Source organism: Paenibacillus sedimenti (assembly GCF_014534655.1).
Taxonomy (GTDB): Bacteria; Bacillota; Bacilli; order Paenibacillales; family NBRC-103111; genus Paenibacillus_E; species Paenibacillus_E sedimenti.
Genome location: NZ_JACVVD010000001.1, coordinates 756553 through 770057 on the forward strand (window position 1 = coordinate 756553; position 13505 = coordinate 770057).

The 13505-nt window shown below is 49.7% G+C and carries 13 protein-coding genes and 1 other annotated feature; all 13 genes read left to right on the forward strand.

The genetic code is table 11. The features are described 5' to 3' along the window. Nucleotides 1-4: 4 nt before the first annotated feature. The 13 genes from ICC18_RS02730 (at nucleotide 5) to leuS (ending at nucleotide 13505) form a co-directional block, all read left to right on the forward strand. Nucleotides 5-1300, forward strand: coding sequence for a DUF58 domain-containing protein (locus ICC18_RS02730; RefSeq protein WP_188172830.1), 1296 nt, complete (start codon nucleotides 5-7; stop codon nucleotides 1298-1300). Continuing rightward, nucleotides 1293-3524 (forward strand): transglutaminase TgpA family protein, encoded by a 2232-nt coding sequence (locus tag ICC18_RS02735; protein ID WP_188172831.1) that lies wholly within the window; start codon nucleotides 1293-1295, stop codon nucleotides 3522-3524. Before ICC18_RS02730 ends, ICC18_RS02735 begins: the two co-directional genes overlap by 8 nt. Before the next feature lie 58 nt (nucleotides 3525-3582). After that, nucleotides 3583-4365 carry an alpha/beta hydrolase gene (locus ICC18_RS02740; protein ID WP_188172832.1) on the forward strand — a complete coding sequence of 261 codons (783 nt, stop codon included), beginning with the start codon at nucleotides 3583-3585 and terminating at the stop codon, nucleotides 4363-4365. 102 nt (nucleotides 4366-4467) lie between these two features. Then, nucleotides 4468-4962, forward strand: a complete 495-nt coding sequence (locus tag ICC18_RS02745; protein WP_188172833.1) for a YqeG family HAD IIIA-type phosphatase — start codon at nucleotides 4468-4470, stop codon at nucleotides 4960-4962. 50 nt (nucleotides 4963-5012) lie between these two features. Beyond that, nucleotides 5013-6128, forward strand: coding sequence for a ribosome biogenesis GTPase YqeH (gene yqeH / locus ICC18_RS02750; protein WP_188172834.1), 1116 nt, complete (start codon nucleotides 5013-5015; stop codon nucleotides 6126-6128). A gap of 57 nt (nucleotides 6129-6185) precedes the next feature. After that, entirely contained in the window at nucleotides 6186-7046 is an 861-nt protein-coding gene (gene aroE, locus ICC18_RS02755; protein ID WP_188172835.1) for a shikimate dehydrogenase, read from the forward strand. 16 nt (nucleotides 7047-7062) lie between these two features. Then, the gene (yhbY, locus tag ICC18_RS02760; RefSeq protein WP_188172836.1) at nucleotides 7063-7353 is read left to right on the forward strand and encodes a ribosome assembly RNA-binding protein YhbY; all 291 of its coding nucleotides are present in this window, start codon (nucleotides 7063-7065) and stop codon (nucleotides 7351-7353) included. A 38-nt stretch (nucleotides 7354-7391) separates the two neighbouring features. Beyond that, nucleotides 7392-7979 (forward strand): nicotinate-nucleotide adenylyltransferase, encoded by a 588-nt coding sequence (locus ICC18_RS02765; protein ID WP_188172837.1) that lies wholly within the window; start codon nucleotides 7392-7394, stop codon nucleotides 7977-7979. Beyond that, on the forward strand, nucleotides 7969-8535 hold the full coding sequence (gene yqeK / locus ICC18_RS02770; protein ID WP_188172838.1) for a bis(5'-nucleosyl)-tetraphosphatase (symmetrical) YqeK: 567 nt from the start codon (nucleotides 7969-7971) through the stop codon (nucleotides 8533-8535). The genes ICC18_RS02765 and yqeK overlap by 11 nt, the downstream gene beginning before the upstream one ends. A 99-nt stretch (nucleotides 8536-8634) precedes the next feature. Beyond that, nucleotides 8635-8982, forward strand: coding sequence for a ribosome silencing factor (gene rsfS, locus ICC18_RS02775; protein ID WP_188172839.1), 348 nt, complete (start codon nucleotides 8635-8637; stop codon nucleotides 8980-8982). Beyond that, on the forward strand, nucleotides 8979-9911 hold the full coding sequence (locus ICC18_RS02780; RefSeq protein WP_188172840.1) for a CvfB family protein: 933 nt from the start codon (nucleotides 8979-8981) through the stop codon (nucleotides 9909-9911). The genes rsfS and ICC18_RS02780 overlap by 4 nt, the downstream gene beginning before the upstream one ends. 1 nt (nucleotide 9912) lies before the next feature. Continuing rightward, nucleotides 9913-10671, forward strand: a complete 759-nt coding sequence (locus tag ICC18_RS02785) for a class I SAM-dependent DNA methyltransferase (RefSeq protein WP_188172841.1) — start codon at nucleotides 9913-9915, stop codon at nucleotides 10669-10671. A 68-nt stretch (nucleotides 10672-10739) separates the two neighbouring features. Then, nucleotides 10740-10979, forward strand: a binding site (T-box leader). Between the two features lie 66 nt (nucleotides 10980-11045). Next, a complete protein-coding gene (gene leuS / locus ICC18_RS02790) occupies nucleotides 11046-13505 on the forward strand; it encodes a leucine--tRNA ligase (RefSeq protein WP_223192263.1) in 2460 nt (819 codons plus the stop codon).

Consider the following 13505-nt stretch of genomic DNA (forward strand, 5'->3'; position numbering starts at 1 on the left):
GTCCATGAACCGTCCGTTCTCGAAGCGATATGGGGAACGCCCCCGGTTTCCGGCAGCTTTATGGGTTCTCGTTTCCTGCGTGGTCGGCTGTCTTTTTTTCCTCTTGTTTCAAGGGGGCAAGCTGGCTTCGATGCTGTTCATTATCGTCACGCTCTTGTCCGTGTATTTGCTTCTCGGCAATTGGAGCGGGGTCAAACGTACGCAGGGTGTGCGTAGACTGACGAACGTTGGACAGGAGGCAAATCTTGAAGCTGGTCAATGCCTTCAGATTGACATTGGTGTGCAAATTCCTGGCTTTTGGCCTATTCCATACATGATGATTAAAGACCAGCTGATCCGTCAGAACGGTGATGCCGGTGAAACTGCAGTATTTGAAGGGTCTCTCGTACCTGATTGGAGGCGGCGGGGCGAACTGCATTACAGCACGCCTCCTTTGCGAAGAGGCCTGTACCGATTTGGTGAGACGGAATGTATGACGGAAGACATATTCGGCTTTTTTCAACATAAAGGTCGTTTAGAGCTGCAACAACAGGTGACCGTCTATCCGCAAACCGTTCAGATTCGGGAGTGGTCCCAATTTCATCAAATGTTAAAAGGTATGCAGCATCATTCCACAACGACGCGTGCGCACCGCGAAACGACGCAAATTAACGGTGTCCGTGAGTATATTTACGGGGATCGCCTTTCCCGCATACATTGGAATGCAACTGCTAAGACAGGTACGTGGAAATCCAAAGAGTTCGAACGCGAGTCGCTGCCCAAAACGATTATTTTGCTCGATCGTACGAGCCGATCATACCGGGATGCTGCTGAGTTCGAGCTTGCCGTATCGGTTGCCGCCTCGCTATTCAAATACGCATCCGGCCGCGATTTGGCGTTAGGCTTACTGTCCATCGGTAAGGAAGCAACCTATATGGAGCCGAAGCAAAGCCAGAATCACCACAAACAAATTATGAACCATTTGGTCGGTGTGGAGGCGGATGGATACCATCAGTTAAACCAGATTTTAAAAGATCGTTCCCGTCAACTCCCGGCCGGCTGCTTCTTCGTCCTTATCTCACCGCAAAGGGGAGTTGCCATGTTGCAAGCGCTGCACTATCTTAAGAATCTCCAAATGAATCCTTGTCATATTTGGATTCATGGTGCAACGACAGATGCATTCAAATTGCAACCCGCTGAGCCGGCAAGCATTCAAGAGAATTGGATTAAGCAAATTCGCGCCCAAGGATTTATGGGTTATGAGGTTACTCAATTGACTGAACTCCCTAACCTGTTAGGAGGGGCGAAGCGCTATGCGTAATCCGTTATGGAAAAGAATCCTGCTTGCAGATTGGCCGCAGCGCATGACAGCGATCATCACAGGATTGTTTCTGCTTCAATTCGTATTGTGGATCAGCAAGGAAGATGGGCTATGGCTGCCGGAGACCATTTCACTGGTTAGCGGAACGCTGGGGCTTATCGTTCTCACCTATCTGATTCCCCGATTACACCGATTTTGGCGAACGGTGCTTCAACTCGTTCTGATTATCGGCATGCATGGCTATGTACTGGACTATCATTTTACGAGCGTCAAACTTACGGCATGGAAAGACGTCTTAAAGTGGTTGACACTGAACGCGGTTCAGATCGCCCCGTTCATATGGTTCAGTTTAACAGCGTGGGTTGCTTATTTATTCGCCATGTGGGCCGTACAATCCAAATTACGAATTTTTGTACTGATTTTGGTCAGTGTTCTGTTCTTCGCTATTCGTGATTCGTTTAGCGTCATCTTTTTGTGGCAGCAAGTTGCAGCTGTGCTGTTATGCGGTTTTTCACTGCTGATGCTTCGTCATTTTGCGCAATTGAAGCAGCGGGCACCCTTTATTTGGGAATCGATTATTGAGTATCCGGCTTCGATTGGGATTCCGATCGTACTCATCGTCATTTTCACTCTTTTCATCGGTGCGATATCACCGACAGTAGACCCGGTTCTAACCGATCCTTATACGGCATGGAAAGTAAGCCGCGGCGAGACTGTCCCTTTACTTGGCAAAGGGATTAGCACATCAGCCTCGACAGTGGATGCTGCATCCGGTTATAGCCGAGACGACAGCAAGCTTGGCGGCGGGTTCCGGTATGACTATACGCCCGTGATGACCGTGGATACGACAAAACGGACTTATTTCCGCGGAGAGACAAGATCCCTCTACAATGGGAAGGGCTGGGAGCTTAGTCCTGCTGAGAAGAATCTTTCGTTAACGCGTGTAAACGGCAATCCCATGCAGACGGATCCCAGGTTTAATATGTCGCTTTTGAAAACGAAAGAAGTGACCCAAACCATTATGATGGACCGGGAAGAGGTTTTTCCCGTCATATTCGGTGGCTTTGCCATTCAAAAGATCGAAGAGATCAACAAGGGAGAAAATCCGTATCAGCAGCTGCTCTGGGCTCCTCGTCAAAGCGAATTGCGCTTTATCGACAAAAATAATTACCCCAAAGATTATAAGATTATAACGCAGGAGCCGATTCTTGATGAGCCCGGTCTCCGTCAAGCGAAGTCCGACTATGCACAACGGCCGGAATGGAGCGAGTATTTGCAGCTGCCTGCAGAGCTGCCTGATCGCGTCAAGCAATTGGCTGTGGACATTACGAAAACGGGGACCAATCCTTATGACAAAGCCAAGCTGATTGAAAAATATTTGTCCGAGCACTATCCTTACACGAACACTCCTGACGAAAGCAAAGGCAAAAGCAAAGATTTCGTAGACCGCTTTTTGTTTGAAGTGAAGCAGGGCTACTGCGATTACTATTCCACGTCGATGACTGTGCTGGCACGTTCCATCGGGCTTCCTGCCCGCTGGGTCAAGGGGTATTCGTCAGGGGCCTCGCCGATTCCGGATCAAATCAGGGATTTTGGTGTCATGAGCCAATTTGGAGAAGACATCGATCCCAATGGAGCGGGCACTTATACAGTCAGAAATTCAGACGCTCATTCATGGGTTGAAGTCTACTTTGAAGGATATGGCTGGATTTCATTTGAGCCTACATCCGGCTTCGCGCTGCCCAACGTTTTCCCTGAAGCGGCAGTTGAACCAACCGATCTTTCTACCGATAACGAGCCTGTAAATGAAGTTACCGAAACAGAAAGCGGTTCGAATTATACTTGGCTGTGGTTGAGCGCAGCTGGAGCCGCAGTTATTGCCGTTATCGCATCTGTATTGTTCCTGATGTTCAAAAGTGTTTCCTTAAAAGCTTGGCGAACGAAACGTAAGCAGGCGCAAGCTGTTAATTTTAATCAAAAAATTATTGTGGAATTTGAAAAATTGCTTCGCTTGAGCAGGCGCAAGGGTTATTCGAGACTTGAACATGAAACGATGCGCGAGGCTGTGAACCGTTGGTCAAAGCAAAGCAAATGGATGAAGCAAGAGCTGGAGACGGTTCTTCTGCTCTTCGAACGAGCGAAGTACAGTCAACTAAGCTCCACGGAGCAGGATTATTGGAAAGTTTCGCAATCGATCACCAAACTAAAAGAGCAAATGAAATAGGCATATAAACCACCCGCCAACCAAGGGGGTGGTTTTGCCTGTGAGGGGAGAATCAATTATGGCGTTTATGGATTGTCATTTCTATTCGGAAGCGTTAGGGGTTTCCGTATCGATGTACGTCGTTGTTCCTCAAATCACGCAGAGCCAAATCGGCATGGATTCCAAAATCCATGGGAAAAAGCACCCCACCCTTTATCTGCTGCACGGCTTGTCAGACGATCATACGATATGGCTGCGCCGAACTTCTATTGAGCGATACGCCTCTGGGCGAGGTATCGCTGTCGTCATGCCAGCCGTCAATCGCAGCTTTTATACAGATATGGCTTATGGCTATAAATACTGGACTTTTGTCAGCGAAGAATTACCTGCGCTTGCCAGATCTTTTTTCCCGCTCGCCGAGGAGAGAGAACTGAATTATGTGGCGGGATTGTCGATGGGCGGATATGGCGCTATGAAGCTGGCGCTTACGCATCCTGACCGATTTGCTGCTGCAGCCAGTTTGTCTGGCGCGCTCGACCTTGGACGTTTTGCCAGAGAGCAGGTGCGGAATGATGACTTTAAGCTAATCTATGGCGATTTGAGCCGGATTGAGGGCAGCGAAAACGATTTATTCCATTTGGCCGACCAATTAGCTGCCAATAACGCGGAAACTCCGCAATTGTACCAATGCTGCGGAACAGAAGACTTTTTATATGAGGATAATGTTCGATTCCGCGAGCATCTGCGAAAGTTGTCGATCGAGCTAACCTATGAGGAGGAGCCGGGCGAACACGAATGGGGTTACTGGGACCGGAAAATACAAAAGGTACTGCAGTGGCTGCCTTTACCTGCTAATTTATAATAAGTGTTTGTGGGAAAATATGTTCTTTTCTTTTTTGCAACTAACGGGTCACTATGGTATAGTTTCACGTATATGTCGAGGAATTAGTTGGAGGGAATTCGTTTGCTGAAAAAGCTTGTGCCTAGACAGTCCGTGCACACGATTTATGATATCGATATCGATCATCTATGGGGATTCGGCGTTCGCGGTATCATTACAGACCTTGATAATACGCTTGTTGGCGCGCGCGATCCGCATGCGACTCCAGAGCTGATAGAGTGGTTGAAACGCGTACAGCAATTGGGCTTCAAAGTTGTGATTGTATCCAACAATCACCGTGGGCGAGTGTCCGCCTTTGCAGAGCCGCTGGGCATTCCATTCATCTACCGGGCGAAAAAACCGACGAACGTTTCGTTCCACAAGGCTATGAAGCTGCTTGGGACGAATGCCAGACAAACGGCTGTGATCGGTGATCAAATGCTGACCGATGTCCTGGGGGGAAATCGTATGGGACTCTACACGATCCTCGTTCAGCCGATCTCCATCCTGGATGAAGGTTTTTTCACGAAAATCAACCGCCGTATTGAAAAGCTGGCATTGTCGATAATGAAGAAATAGCGTTGCTTACGAAGCAAGCTTTCCTTAAGGAAAGCTCTTAGGAGGACATCATGAGTAAGGACGAAATTATGCACTGCGCCGGCTGCGGCGTAGAGCTGCAGATTGAAGAGCAGGGGAAGCTGGGTTATGTGCCTGTAGAAGCTTTTCAGAAAGAGCCGATCATCTGCCAGCGCTGCTATCGCATTAAACATTATAATGAATCGTCAAGCATTACGCTGCAACAGGATGATTTCTTGAAGCTGCTCAGCCATGTCGGCAATACGAAGGCACTGGTCGTCAATATTGTTGATATTTTCGATTTTGAAGGCAGTATGATCAGTTCGCTGGCACGATTTGTAGGCAGTAATCCGATTCTGCTCGTTGTGAACAAAATCGATCTTTTGCCTAAAGTGACGAATCCGAACAAAATCATTAACTGGGTACAGCGCAGAGCCAAGGAGCATAGCCTTCGCGTGGTAGATATTGTGCTGTGCAGCGCCAAGAAAAATATCGGCTTTGACCGGGTAATCTCTGCTGTAGCGGAGCATCGCGGCAATCGGGATGTGTATGTGGTCGGCGCGACGAATGTCGGTAAATCGACGCTGATCAACCGTTTGATCAGCGATTACAGTGACCTGGATGCGGAGCTGACAACATCCCAATATCCGGGAACGACACTGGATCTGGTGAAAATACCGCTGGATGACGGCCGTTATATCGTTGATACGCCGGGGATTGTATATTCGCATCGTTTGACCGAGGTCGTAACCAAGCGTGATTTGTCGCGGATTATGCCGGATAAACCGCTTAAACCAATCGTATTCCAGCTAAATAGCGAGCAAACGCTGTTCTTCGGTGCAATGGCTCGTTTTGACTTTATCAAAGGCGAGCATCAATCGTTCACTTGCTATACGTCAAACGCGGTCCAAATTCACCGCACCAAGCTGGAGCGGGCAGACGAGTTGTATGAAGGTCACAAGGGCGAGATGCTTGTGCCTCCGGTCAAAGCGGATTTGGACGAGCTGCCGAAGCTGGTGAAACACCCGATCCACATTCCGAAGGGGAAACGAATGGATGTGCTGATATCGGGTCTCGGCTGGATCAAAGTGAACAGTGAAGCTGGAGCCGAGTTGGCTGTGCATGCACCGAAAGGGATCAAGGTTATCGCGCGGGAATCGTTGATTTAGCTAGTGCTAACGAAGCAAGTTTTCCTTTCGGAAAACTCTTAGGGGGAACGAAAAACCATGGAGAACAACCGGACGCTAGACAGCCATACGATTCTATATGGCGTATTCGGAGATCCGATTCGGCATTCACGTTCGCCGATCATGTTGAATCGGGCTTTCCGGGAGACGGGTCTGAATGCCGCATATGCAGCTTTCCACGTGAGCCCGCAAGGTTTGGGCGATGCGGTTCGCGGTATTCGCGCGCTTGGCTATCGCGGTGTGAACGTCACAATCCCGCACAAAGTGGAAGTGATGCAGTATCTTGACGAGATCGATGGAGGGGCGCAGGTCATCGGCGCCGTCAATACCATCGTGAATGAGGCTGGTCGACTTATAGGCTATAACACGGACGGCATCGGCTATGTTCGTTCTCTTAAGGAAGAGACTGGCATCCAGCTGCAGGGCAAACATGTATTGCTGCTAGGTGCCGGCGGAGCGGCTCGAGGCGTTGCTTATGCGCTTGCCAAAGAGGGATCGGCTTGCATATACATCGCCAACCGTACTAAAGAGCGGGCGGTGGAGTTGGCAGCGACGATTGGCGCTTTTACCAAAGCAGTCGGGCTTGGATTGGACGAGCTTGGAGATGTCGTAGACGCAGCCGGTTTGATCGTCAATACGACTTCCGCGGGCATGCACCCAAGCGTAGACGAGCTTCCCATGTCTGTCGATCATCTGCGCGAACACCATCTGGTCAGTGATTTAATTTATAATCCGCGGATTACGCGTTTCCTCAGGGAAGCTGAAGCGAAAGGAGCTCGCATTCACGGCGGGCTCGGTATGTTTATTTATCAAGGCGCCTATGCGTTTGAATATTGGACTGGAACCCCTGCGCCCGTTGCGGCGATGAGACAGGTGGTAGAGCAGTCGTTAACTGAATAAGAATAGAGGGACACACATGTTAACAGGCAAGCAAAAACGTTATTTGCGCTCTTTGGCGCACCATCTTGATCCGATTTTCCAAGTAGGTAAAGGCGGCGTAAACGATCATTTGATTCGTCATATTCAAGAAGCGCTGGAAGTTCGTGAATTGATCAAAATCACAGTACTGAATAACAGCGGAGAAGATCGCGATGAAGTCGGGCAAGAGCTGTCGGAAAAGTCCGGCGCAGAACTCGTGCAAGTGATCGGTAAAATTGTCGTACTCTATAAAGAGTCCCGCGACAATAAAAAAATCGAACTGCCGTAATAAGCGGATAATGAACACGCTGGTAAAGAGGTGGAAGTATGCTGGTCGGAATCATGGGAGGCACCTTCGACCCGATTCATACCGGTCACTTGATCGCGGCGGAACGGGCGCGGGTGGAAGCAGGACTGGACGAAGTATGGCTGATGCCGGCTAACGTGCCGCCGCATAAGCCGAATGCACCTAAAGCAACGGCCCGGCAGCGCTTCGACATGGTGTGCCTTGCTGCAGAGGGGAACGCTTTTTTTCGCCCGCTTGATATCGAAATCGGTAAAGGCGGCGTATCCTATAGTATCGATACGATTGAGCTGCTTAGCAGTCAGCATCCTGATACTGATTTTGCTTACATTATAGGTGCGGATATGGTACAGTACTTGCCGCAATGGCACCGTATCGATGATATTGTGCGGCATATTCGGTTTATCGGGCTAGCCAGACCCGGCTATGAGCTTGATATGGATACAATTCCGATACACATTCGTTCACGTGTAACGATTGTGCCAATGCCGCTTGTTGAAATTTCTTCGACAGCGATTCGCGAAGAGAGGCTGAAGGGCAAATCCGTCCGTTACCTTGTAACGGATGCTGTTCACAACTACATGGAGGTGAATCATTTGTATGAATCGTGAGCAACTGATAGCCGCCGTGAAAGAGCAGATGCCTGAGAAGCGTTGGCTGCACACACTAGGCGTCATGGAAACCTCGGTCCAATTGGCTAACCGTTACGGGGCTGATCCTGTTAAAGCGGATCTGGCAGCTATCCTTCATGATTACTGCAAGTATTGGCCGGTACAGGAGCAAGCGAAAATTATTCGCGAGAACGATCTTCCGCAGGATTTGCTCGACTATGATAAAGAACTGTGGCATTCACATGCTGGCGCTTTCATCGCCCGAACGCAATTCGGCATCGATGACGAAGAAGTATTGGATGCGATTCGGTACCATACGTCCGGTCGCGAAAACATGACGCTGCTGGATAAGGTTGTTTGCTTGGCTGATTACATGGAACCGGGCCGTGATTTTCCAGGCGTGCATAATATTCGTGAAATCGCTGAACATAGTCTTGAGAAGGCTCTTCTTGCCGGCTTCGATACTACGATCAGCTTTTTGGTCTCCAAAGGGAAGCGGATTTATCCGCTTACGATTATGACACGGAATTATTTGATAAAACAAATTCAAGAGTAAACATTAACACTATGCGAGACTTTGAGCAGAGCTCAAAGATCCCAAAAAGGAGAGACTTTGAGCTCCGCTCAAAGATCCCTAAACTAGGAGGATGATTGAATGAGCATGACCCCAGAAGCAATAATGGCTCTAGTGGTGGACGCGGCAGATGACAAAAAAGCGATGAACGTGGTGACGCTGAATTTGCAGGGTATTTCTTTAGTCGCCGATTATTTCGTTATTTGTCACGGAAATTCTGAGACCCAGGTGCAAGCTATTGCCACTGAAGCCAGAAAAAAAGCGCAGGAGCACGGCGTGCGAATCCGAGGCTACGAAGGCGTCGATACCGCAAGATGGGTGCTTCTGGATCTGGGTGATGTTGTACTACACGTATTCCACCGCGATGAACGCGAGTATTATAACATTGAGAGGCTTTGGTCCGATGCCAAAGTTGTGGAACGCGTATGAGAATGGAAGCGGGGACACTCGTCAGCTTAGAAGTGGCGAGAGAAGTTCCACCTAATGGCTATTTTCTGACAGACGGCTCTCAAGACGTGCTTTTGCCATATGGAGAAATCGTGGGTACCATTAAACCTGGTGAACGTGTTGACGTGTTTCTTTTCCACGATACCCAGGATAGAATCACTGCAACGATGAAGCGCCCTCATTTGATATTGGGTGAGGTTGCACTTCTTGAGGTCGTAGATATTCACCCGCGATTTGGCTATTTTCTGGAAATGGGGCTTGGCCGGAATTTGTTGCTCCCCTACAAGCATGTGCCTGAACTTGAAACATTGCGCCCTCAAGTCGGAGACAAGATATATGTAACGCTCGCGCATGACCGGCAAGGGCGCTTGATTGCCAAGCTTGCGACAGAGGAGGATCTGGCTCCGCTTTGTGTGAGAGCTCCATCCAGCTGGAAAAACCAGTGGGTGGAAGCCCGTGTGTACAAGCCTTTACAAATGGGAACTTTCGTCGTCTGTGACGCCGGTGTTCTTGGTTTCGGCATCATCGGGCTCATTGCAGCACCTGAGCGCACTCGCTTGCTTCGCGTTGGGGAGACGGTAAAGGCTAGAATCGCTTTCGTTCGTGAAGAAGACGGCCGTGTGAACCTGTCAATGCGGCTTCGTAAGGAAAAGGGAATGGATGAAGATGCCACTCGCATCTTGAGTTTTCTGAAAGAGCGGCCAAACGGAGCGATGCCTTACTCGGATCAAACGTCAGCGGATTTGATCAGCGATCGGTTTGGTATGAGCAAAGCAGCCTTCAAACGCGCGATGGGTAAGCTGATGAAGGAAGGTCTCATCTACCAGAAGGAGAACTGGACCTATCTGAAACAAGCTGATGCTTCCGAAGCAAGTTTTGCTCCACAAAACTCTAAGGAGACGCAGGGCTAGGATGAGCTACGAGCGGTTTGCGTATACATACGATCGCCTCATGGAAAGCATGCCTTATGGCGAATGGCTTCGATTTGCCAGAGAGAGCTTCAAGCGTTTCGGCTTAAACCCTGTGACAATTGCTGATTTAGGGTGCGGCACAGGGACTCTGGCAATTCCTCTTGCGCTCGAAGGGTACCGGGTAACGGGCATCGATTTATCCGAGGACATGCTTGCTGTGGCCGAACAAAAGGCTGAGCAGCAATGTACACTGCTCAAAACCGGCGCATTGCGCTGGGTGCAGCAGGATTTGCGGGAATGGGAACTTGGCGAACAGGTGGACATAGCGATCTCTTTCTGCGACTGCATCAACTATTTGCTGGAGGAAGAGGATATAGTTCAAGCATTCCGGCAAACGTATGCTAACCTGAAGCCAGGCGGCATTTTCCTGTTCGATGTGCATACCCCGGAGCAGTTGTTTGCATATGCCGATTCGCAACCTTTTTTTCTCAATGAAGAAGACGTTTCCTATATTTGGACAAGCGAACTGGATGAAGAACGAGTTCAGATTGAACACGACTTGACGATTTTTGTTCAAGACGGCCCTGCCGAGTTGTTCCGACGTATCGATGAGGTGCATGTCCAGCGCGCTTATCCCTTGCAATGGTTAGAACAGCAGCTTCTCAAGGTTGGTTTTACTGAGGTTCATATGGCTGCCGATTTTACTTGGGAACAACCGACATCAAAGACTCAGAGAGCTTTCTTTGCGGCGAGAAAATAATTCATCATACGTGATTCGCGGCTTGACAGTGCGGCATTATTTTACATATAATCAAAGCTAATCAGAAGATTAATGCTTTGAAGAGGAATAGTAGCTAGGCGCAGCATCTTTCAGAGAGCCGGGAAACAGGTGAAAGCCGGCAGATGCAGCAAGTGAACTCGCCTCTGAGCTAGAAGGTGAACGCCGACGTCAACAGTGGGTGCTAGCCGGATCGTTTCACCCGCGTTAAGGGGCAGAGTGAACACAGGCAAAGTATGCCGCGTGTTAACTAGGGTGGTACCACGGGAATTTAACCTCTCGTCCCTAGCGATATCCGCTAGGGATGAGGGGTTTTTTTGGCGTATTGAGCGCCCATGAACAGGAGGATCTTGCATATGTCACAGGAAGTTAAAGAAACAAGAGAGCAGATTGGTTACAATCCGCAAGCGATCGAGCCGAAATGGCAAAAGTACTGGGATGAAAAGAAAACATTCAAAGTGCTGGAAAATTCGGATAAGCCGAAATTTTACGCACTGGATATGTTCCCATACCCATCCGGGGCAGGACTGCATGTCGGACATCCGGAAGGTTATACGGCAACGGATATCGTTTCCCGTTTTAAGCGGATGAGAGGCTACAACGTGCTGCACCCGATGGGGTGGGACGCTTTCGGTCTGCCGGCCGAGCAGTATGCGCTGGATACGGGAAATGATCCGCGCGACTTCACGAATAAGAACATCGATACGTTCCGCCGGCAAATCAAGTCGCTCGGATTCTCTTACGATTGGGATCGTGAAATCAGTACGACAGATCCCGAGTATTACAAATGGACGCAGTGGATTTTCATCCAACTGTACAACAAAGGCCTTGCCTACGTCGATGAAGTGCCGGTGAACTGGTGTCCGGCCCTCGGAACGGTTCTGGCGAACGAAGAAGTGATCGATGGCCTGAGCGAGCGCGGCGGACACCCGGTGATTCGCAAGCCAATGCGTCAATGGATTCTGAAAATCACAGAATACGCGGAGCGTCTGCTGGAAGACCTTGAAGAGCTCGATTGGTCCGAGAGCATCAAAGATATGCAGCGCAACTGGATTGGCAAATCCAAAGGCGCAGAGGTGCAGTTTGCGATTGACGGGCACGCCGAGAAAAGTTTGACTGTGTTTACAACGCGCCCAGACACTTTGTTCGGAGCAACCTACTGTGTGCTTGCGCCGGAGCATGAGCTTGTTGCAGCCATTACGACTGAAGCGCAAACAGCAGCAATCCAGGAATACCAAGAAAAAGCGGCCCGCAAAAGCGATCTGGAACGCACGGATCTGGCGAAAGATAAAACTGGCGTATTCACCGGCGCTTACGCAATCAACCCGGTAAACGGCGCGAAAGTGCCGATCTGGATCGCCGACTATGTGCTCGGCGGATATGGTACGGGTGCCATCATGGCTGTCCCGGGTCACGACCAGCGCGACTGGGAATTCGCTAAGCAATTCGGTCTGCCAATCATCGAAGTCGTGCAGGGTGGAGATGTTCAGAAAGAAGCCTATGCCGGAGACGGCGCACATGTCAATTCGGAGCTGCTTAACGGTTTAAACAATGAGCAGGCGATTAGCCGGATGATCGAGTGGCTGGAACAAAACGGCAAAGGCCGCGGCAAAGTCACGTACCGTCTGAGAGATTGGCTGTTCAGCCGTCAGCGCTACTGGGGTGAGCCGATTCCGATTCTGCATCTTGAGGATGGCACCATGAAGCCGGTTCCTGAAGATCAACTGCCTCTGCTTCTGCCTCAAGTCGACGAGATTAAGCCATCCGGAACAGGAGAATCACCGCTAGCGAACGTAACCGAGTGGGTGAACACGGTCGATCCGGGGACGGGCATGAAAGCCCGCCGCGAGACGAATACGATGCCGCAATGGGCTGGCAGCTGCTGGTACTATCTGCGCTTCATCGATCCGCGCAATGACCAGGAGCTTTGCTCGCACGATCTGCAGCAGCAATGGCTGCCGGTTGATCTGTACATCGGCGGCGCTGAGCATGCCGTACTTCACCTCTTGTATGCGCGTTTCTGGCACAAGGTACTGTACGATCTCGGTGTTGTTCATACCAAAGAGCCGTTCCACAAGCTCGTTAATCAAGGCATGATTCTCGGCGAGAACATGGAGAAAATGAGTAAATCCCGCGGAAACGTTGTGAATCCTGACGATATCGTAAGCGAACAAGGCGCCGATACGCTGCGCATGTACGAAATGTTCATGGGTCCGCTCGAGGCGACTAAGCCTTGGAATACAACGGGCGTGGATGGTATTTACCGCTACTTGAGCCGTGTTTGGAGACTCTTTGTCGATGACAACGGTCAGCTTCATTCCAAAATCAGCGCGGATGAAACTTTGGGCAGCGATACATTCAAACGCACATGGCACCGTACAGTCAAAAAAATAACCGAGGACTTTGACGCCCTGCGGTTCAATACAGCGATCAGCCAATTGATGATTTTCGTCAATGAAGCTTACAAAACAGAGCGCCTCCCACTGGAAGCCATGAAAAATTTCGTCCAAATGCTGTCCCCGATCGCTCCTCACTTAGCTGAAGAGCTGTGGGAAAAGCTTGGCGGCACAGAATCGGTCACTTATGAGCCATGGCCATCCTATGATGAGGCTTGGACTGTTGATAACGAAATTGAAATCGTTGTGCAAGTCAACGGTAAAATCGTCGATCGTGCTCTTATTTCCAAAGACATGGAAGAAGATTCCATGCAAGAATTGGCTATGAATCTCGACAAAGTCAAAGAAGCGACCGCCGGAAAGGCCGTTCGCAAATTGATTATCGTTAAAGGAAAGCTGGTTAACATCGTTGTAGGATAA

Excerpts from the sequence above, each read along its gene's own strand:
- rsfS (WP_188172839.1), top strand. The coding sequence starts at position 8,635 with ATGAGCATGACCCCAGAAGCAATAATGGCTCTAGTGGTGGACGCGGCA.
- ICC18_RS02730 (WP_188172830.1), top strand. The coding sequence starts at position 5 with ATGAACCGTCCGTTCTCGAAGCGATATGGGGAACGCCCCCGGTTTCCG.
- ICC18_RS02765 (WP_188172837.1), top strand. The coding sequence starts at position 7,392 with ATGCTGGTCGGAATCATGGGAGGCACCTTCGACCCGATTCATACCGGT.
- ICC18_RS02785 (WP_188172841.1), top strand. The coding sequence starts at position 9,913 with ATGAGCTACGAGCGGTTTGCGTATACATACGATCGCCTCATGGAAAGC.
- yqeH (WP_188172834.1), top strand. The coding sequence starts at position 5,013 with ATGAGTAAGGACGAAATTATGCACTGCGCCGGCTGCGGCGTAGAGCTG.
- ICC18_RS02735 (WP_188172831.1), top strand. The coding sequence starts at position 1,293 with ATGCGTAATCCGTTATGGAAAAGAATCCTGCTTGCAGATTGGCCGCAG.
- leuS (WP_223192263.1), top strand. The coding sequence starts at position 11,046 with ATGTCACAGGAAGTTAAAGAAACAAGAGAGCAGATTGGTTACAATCCG.
- yqeK (WP_188172838.1), top strand. The coding sequence starts at position 7,969 with ATGAATCGTGAGCAACTGATAGCCGCCGTGAAAGAGCAGATGCCTGAG.
- yhbY (WP_188172836.1), top strand. The coding sequence starts at position 7,063 with ATGTTAACAGGCAAGCAAAAACGTTATTTGCGCTCTTTGGCGCACCAT.
- aroE (WP_188172835.1), top strand. The coding sequence starts at position 6,186 with ATGGAGAACAACCGGACGCTAGACAGCCATACGATTCTATATGGCGTA.
- ICC18_RS02740 (WP_188172832.1), top strand. The coding sequence starts at position 3,583 with ATGGCGTTTATGGATTGTCATTTCTATTCGGAAGCGTTAGGGGTTTCC.
- ICC18_RS02780 (WP_188172840.1), top strand. The coding sequence starts at position 8,979 with ATGAGAATGGAAGCGGGGACACTCGTCAGCTTAGAAGTGGCGAGAGAA.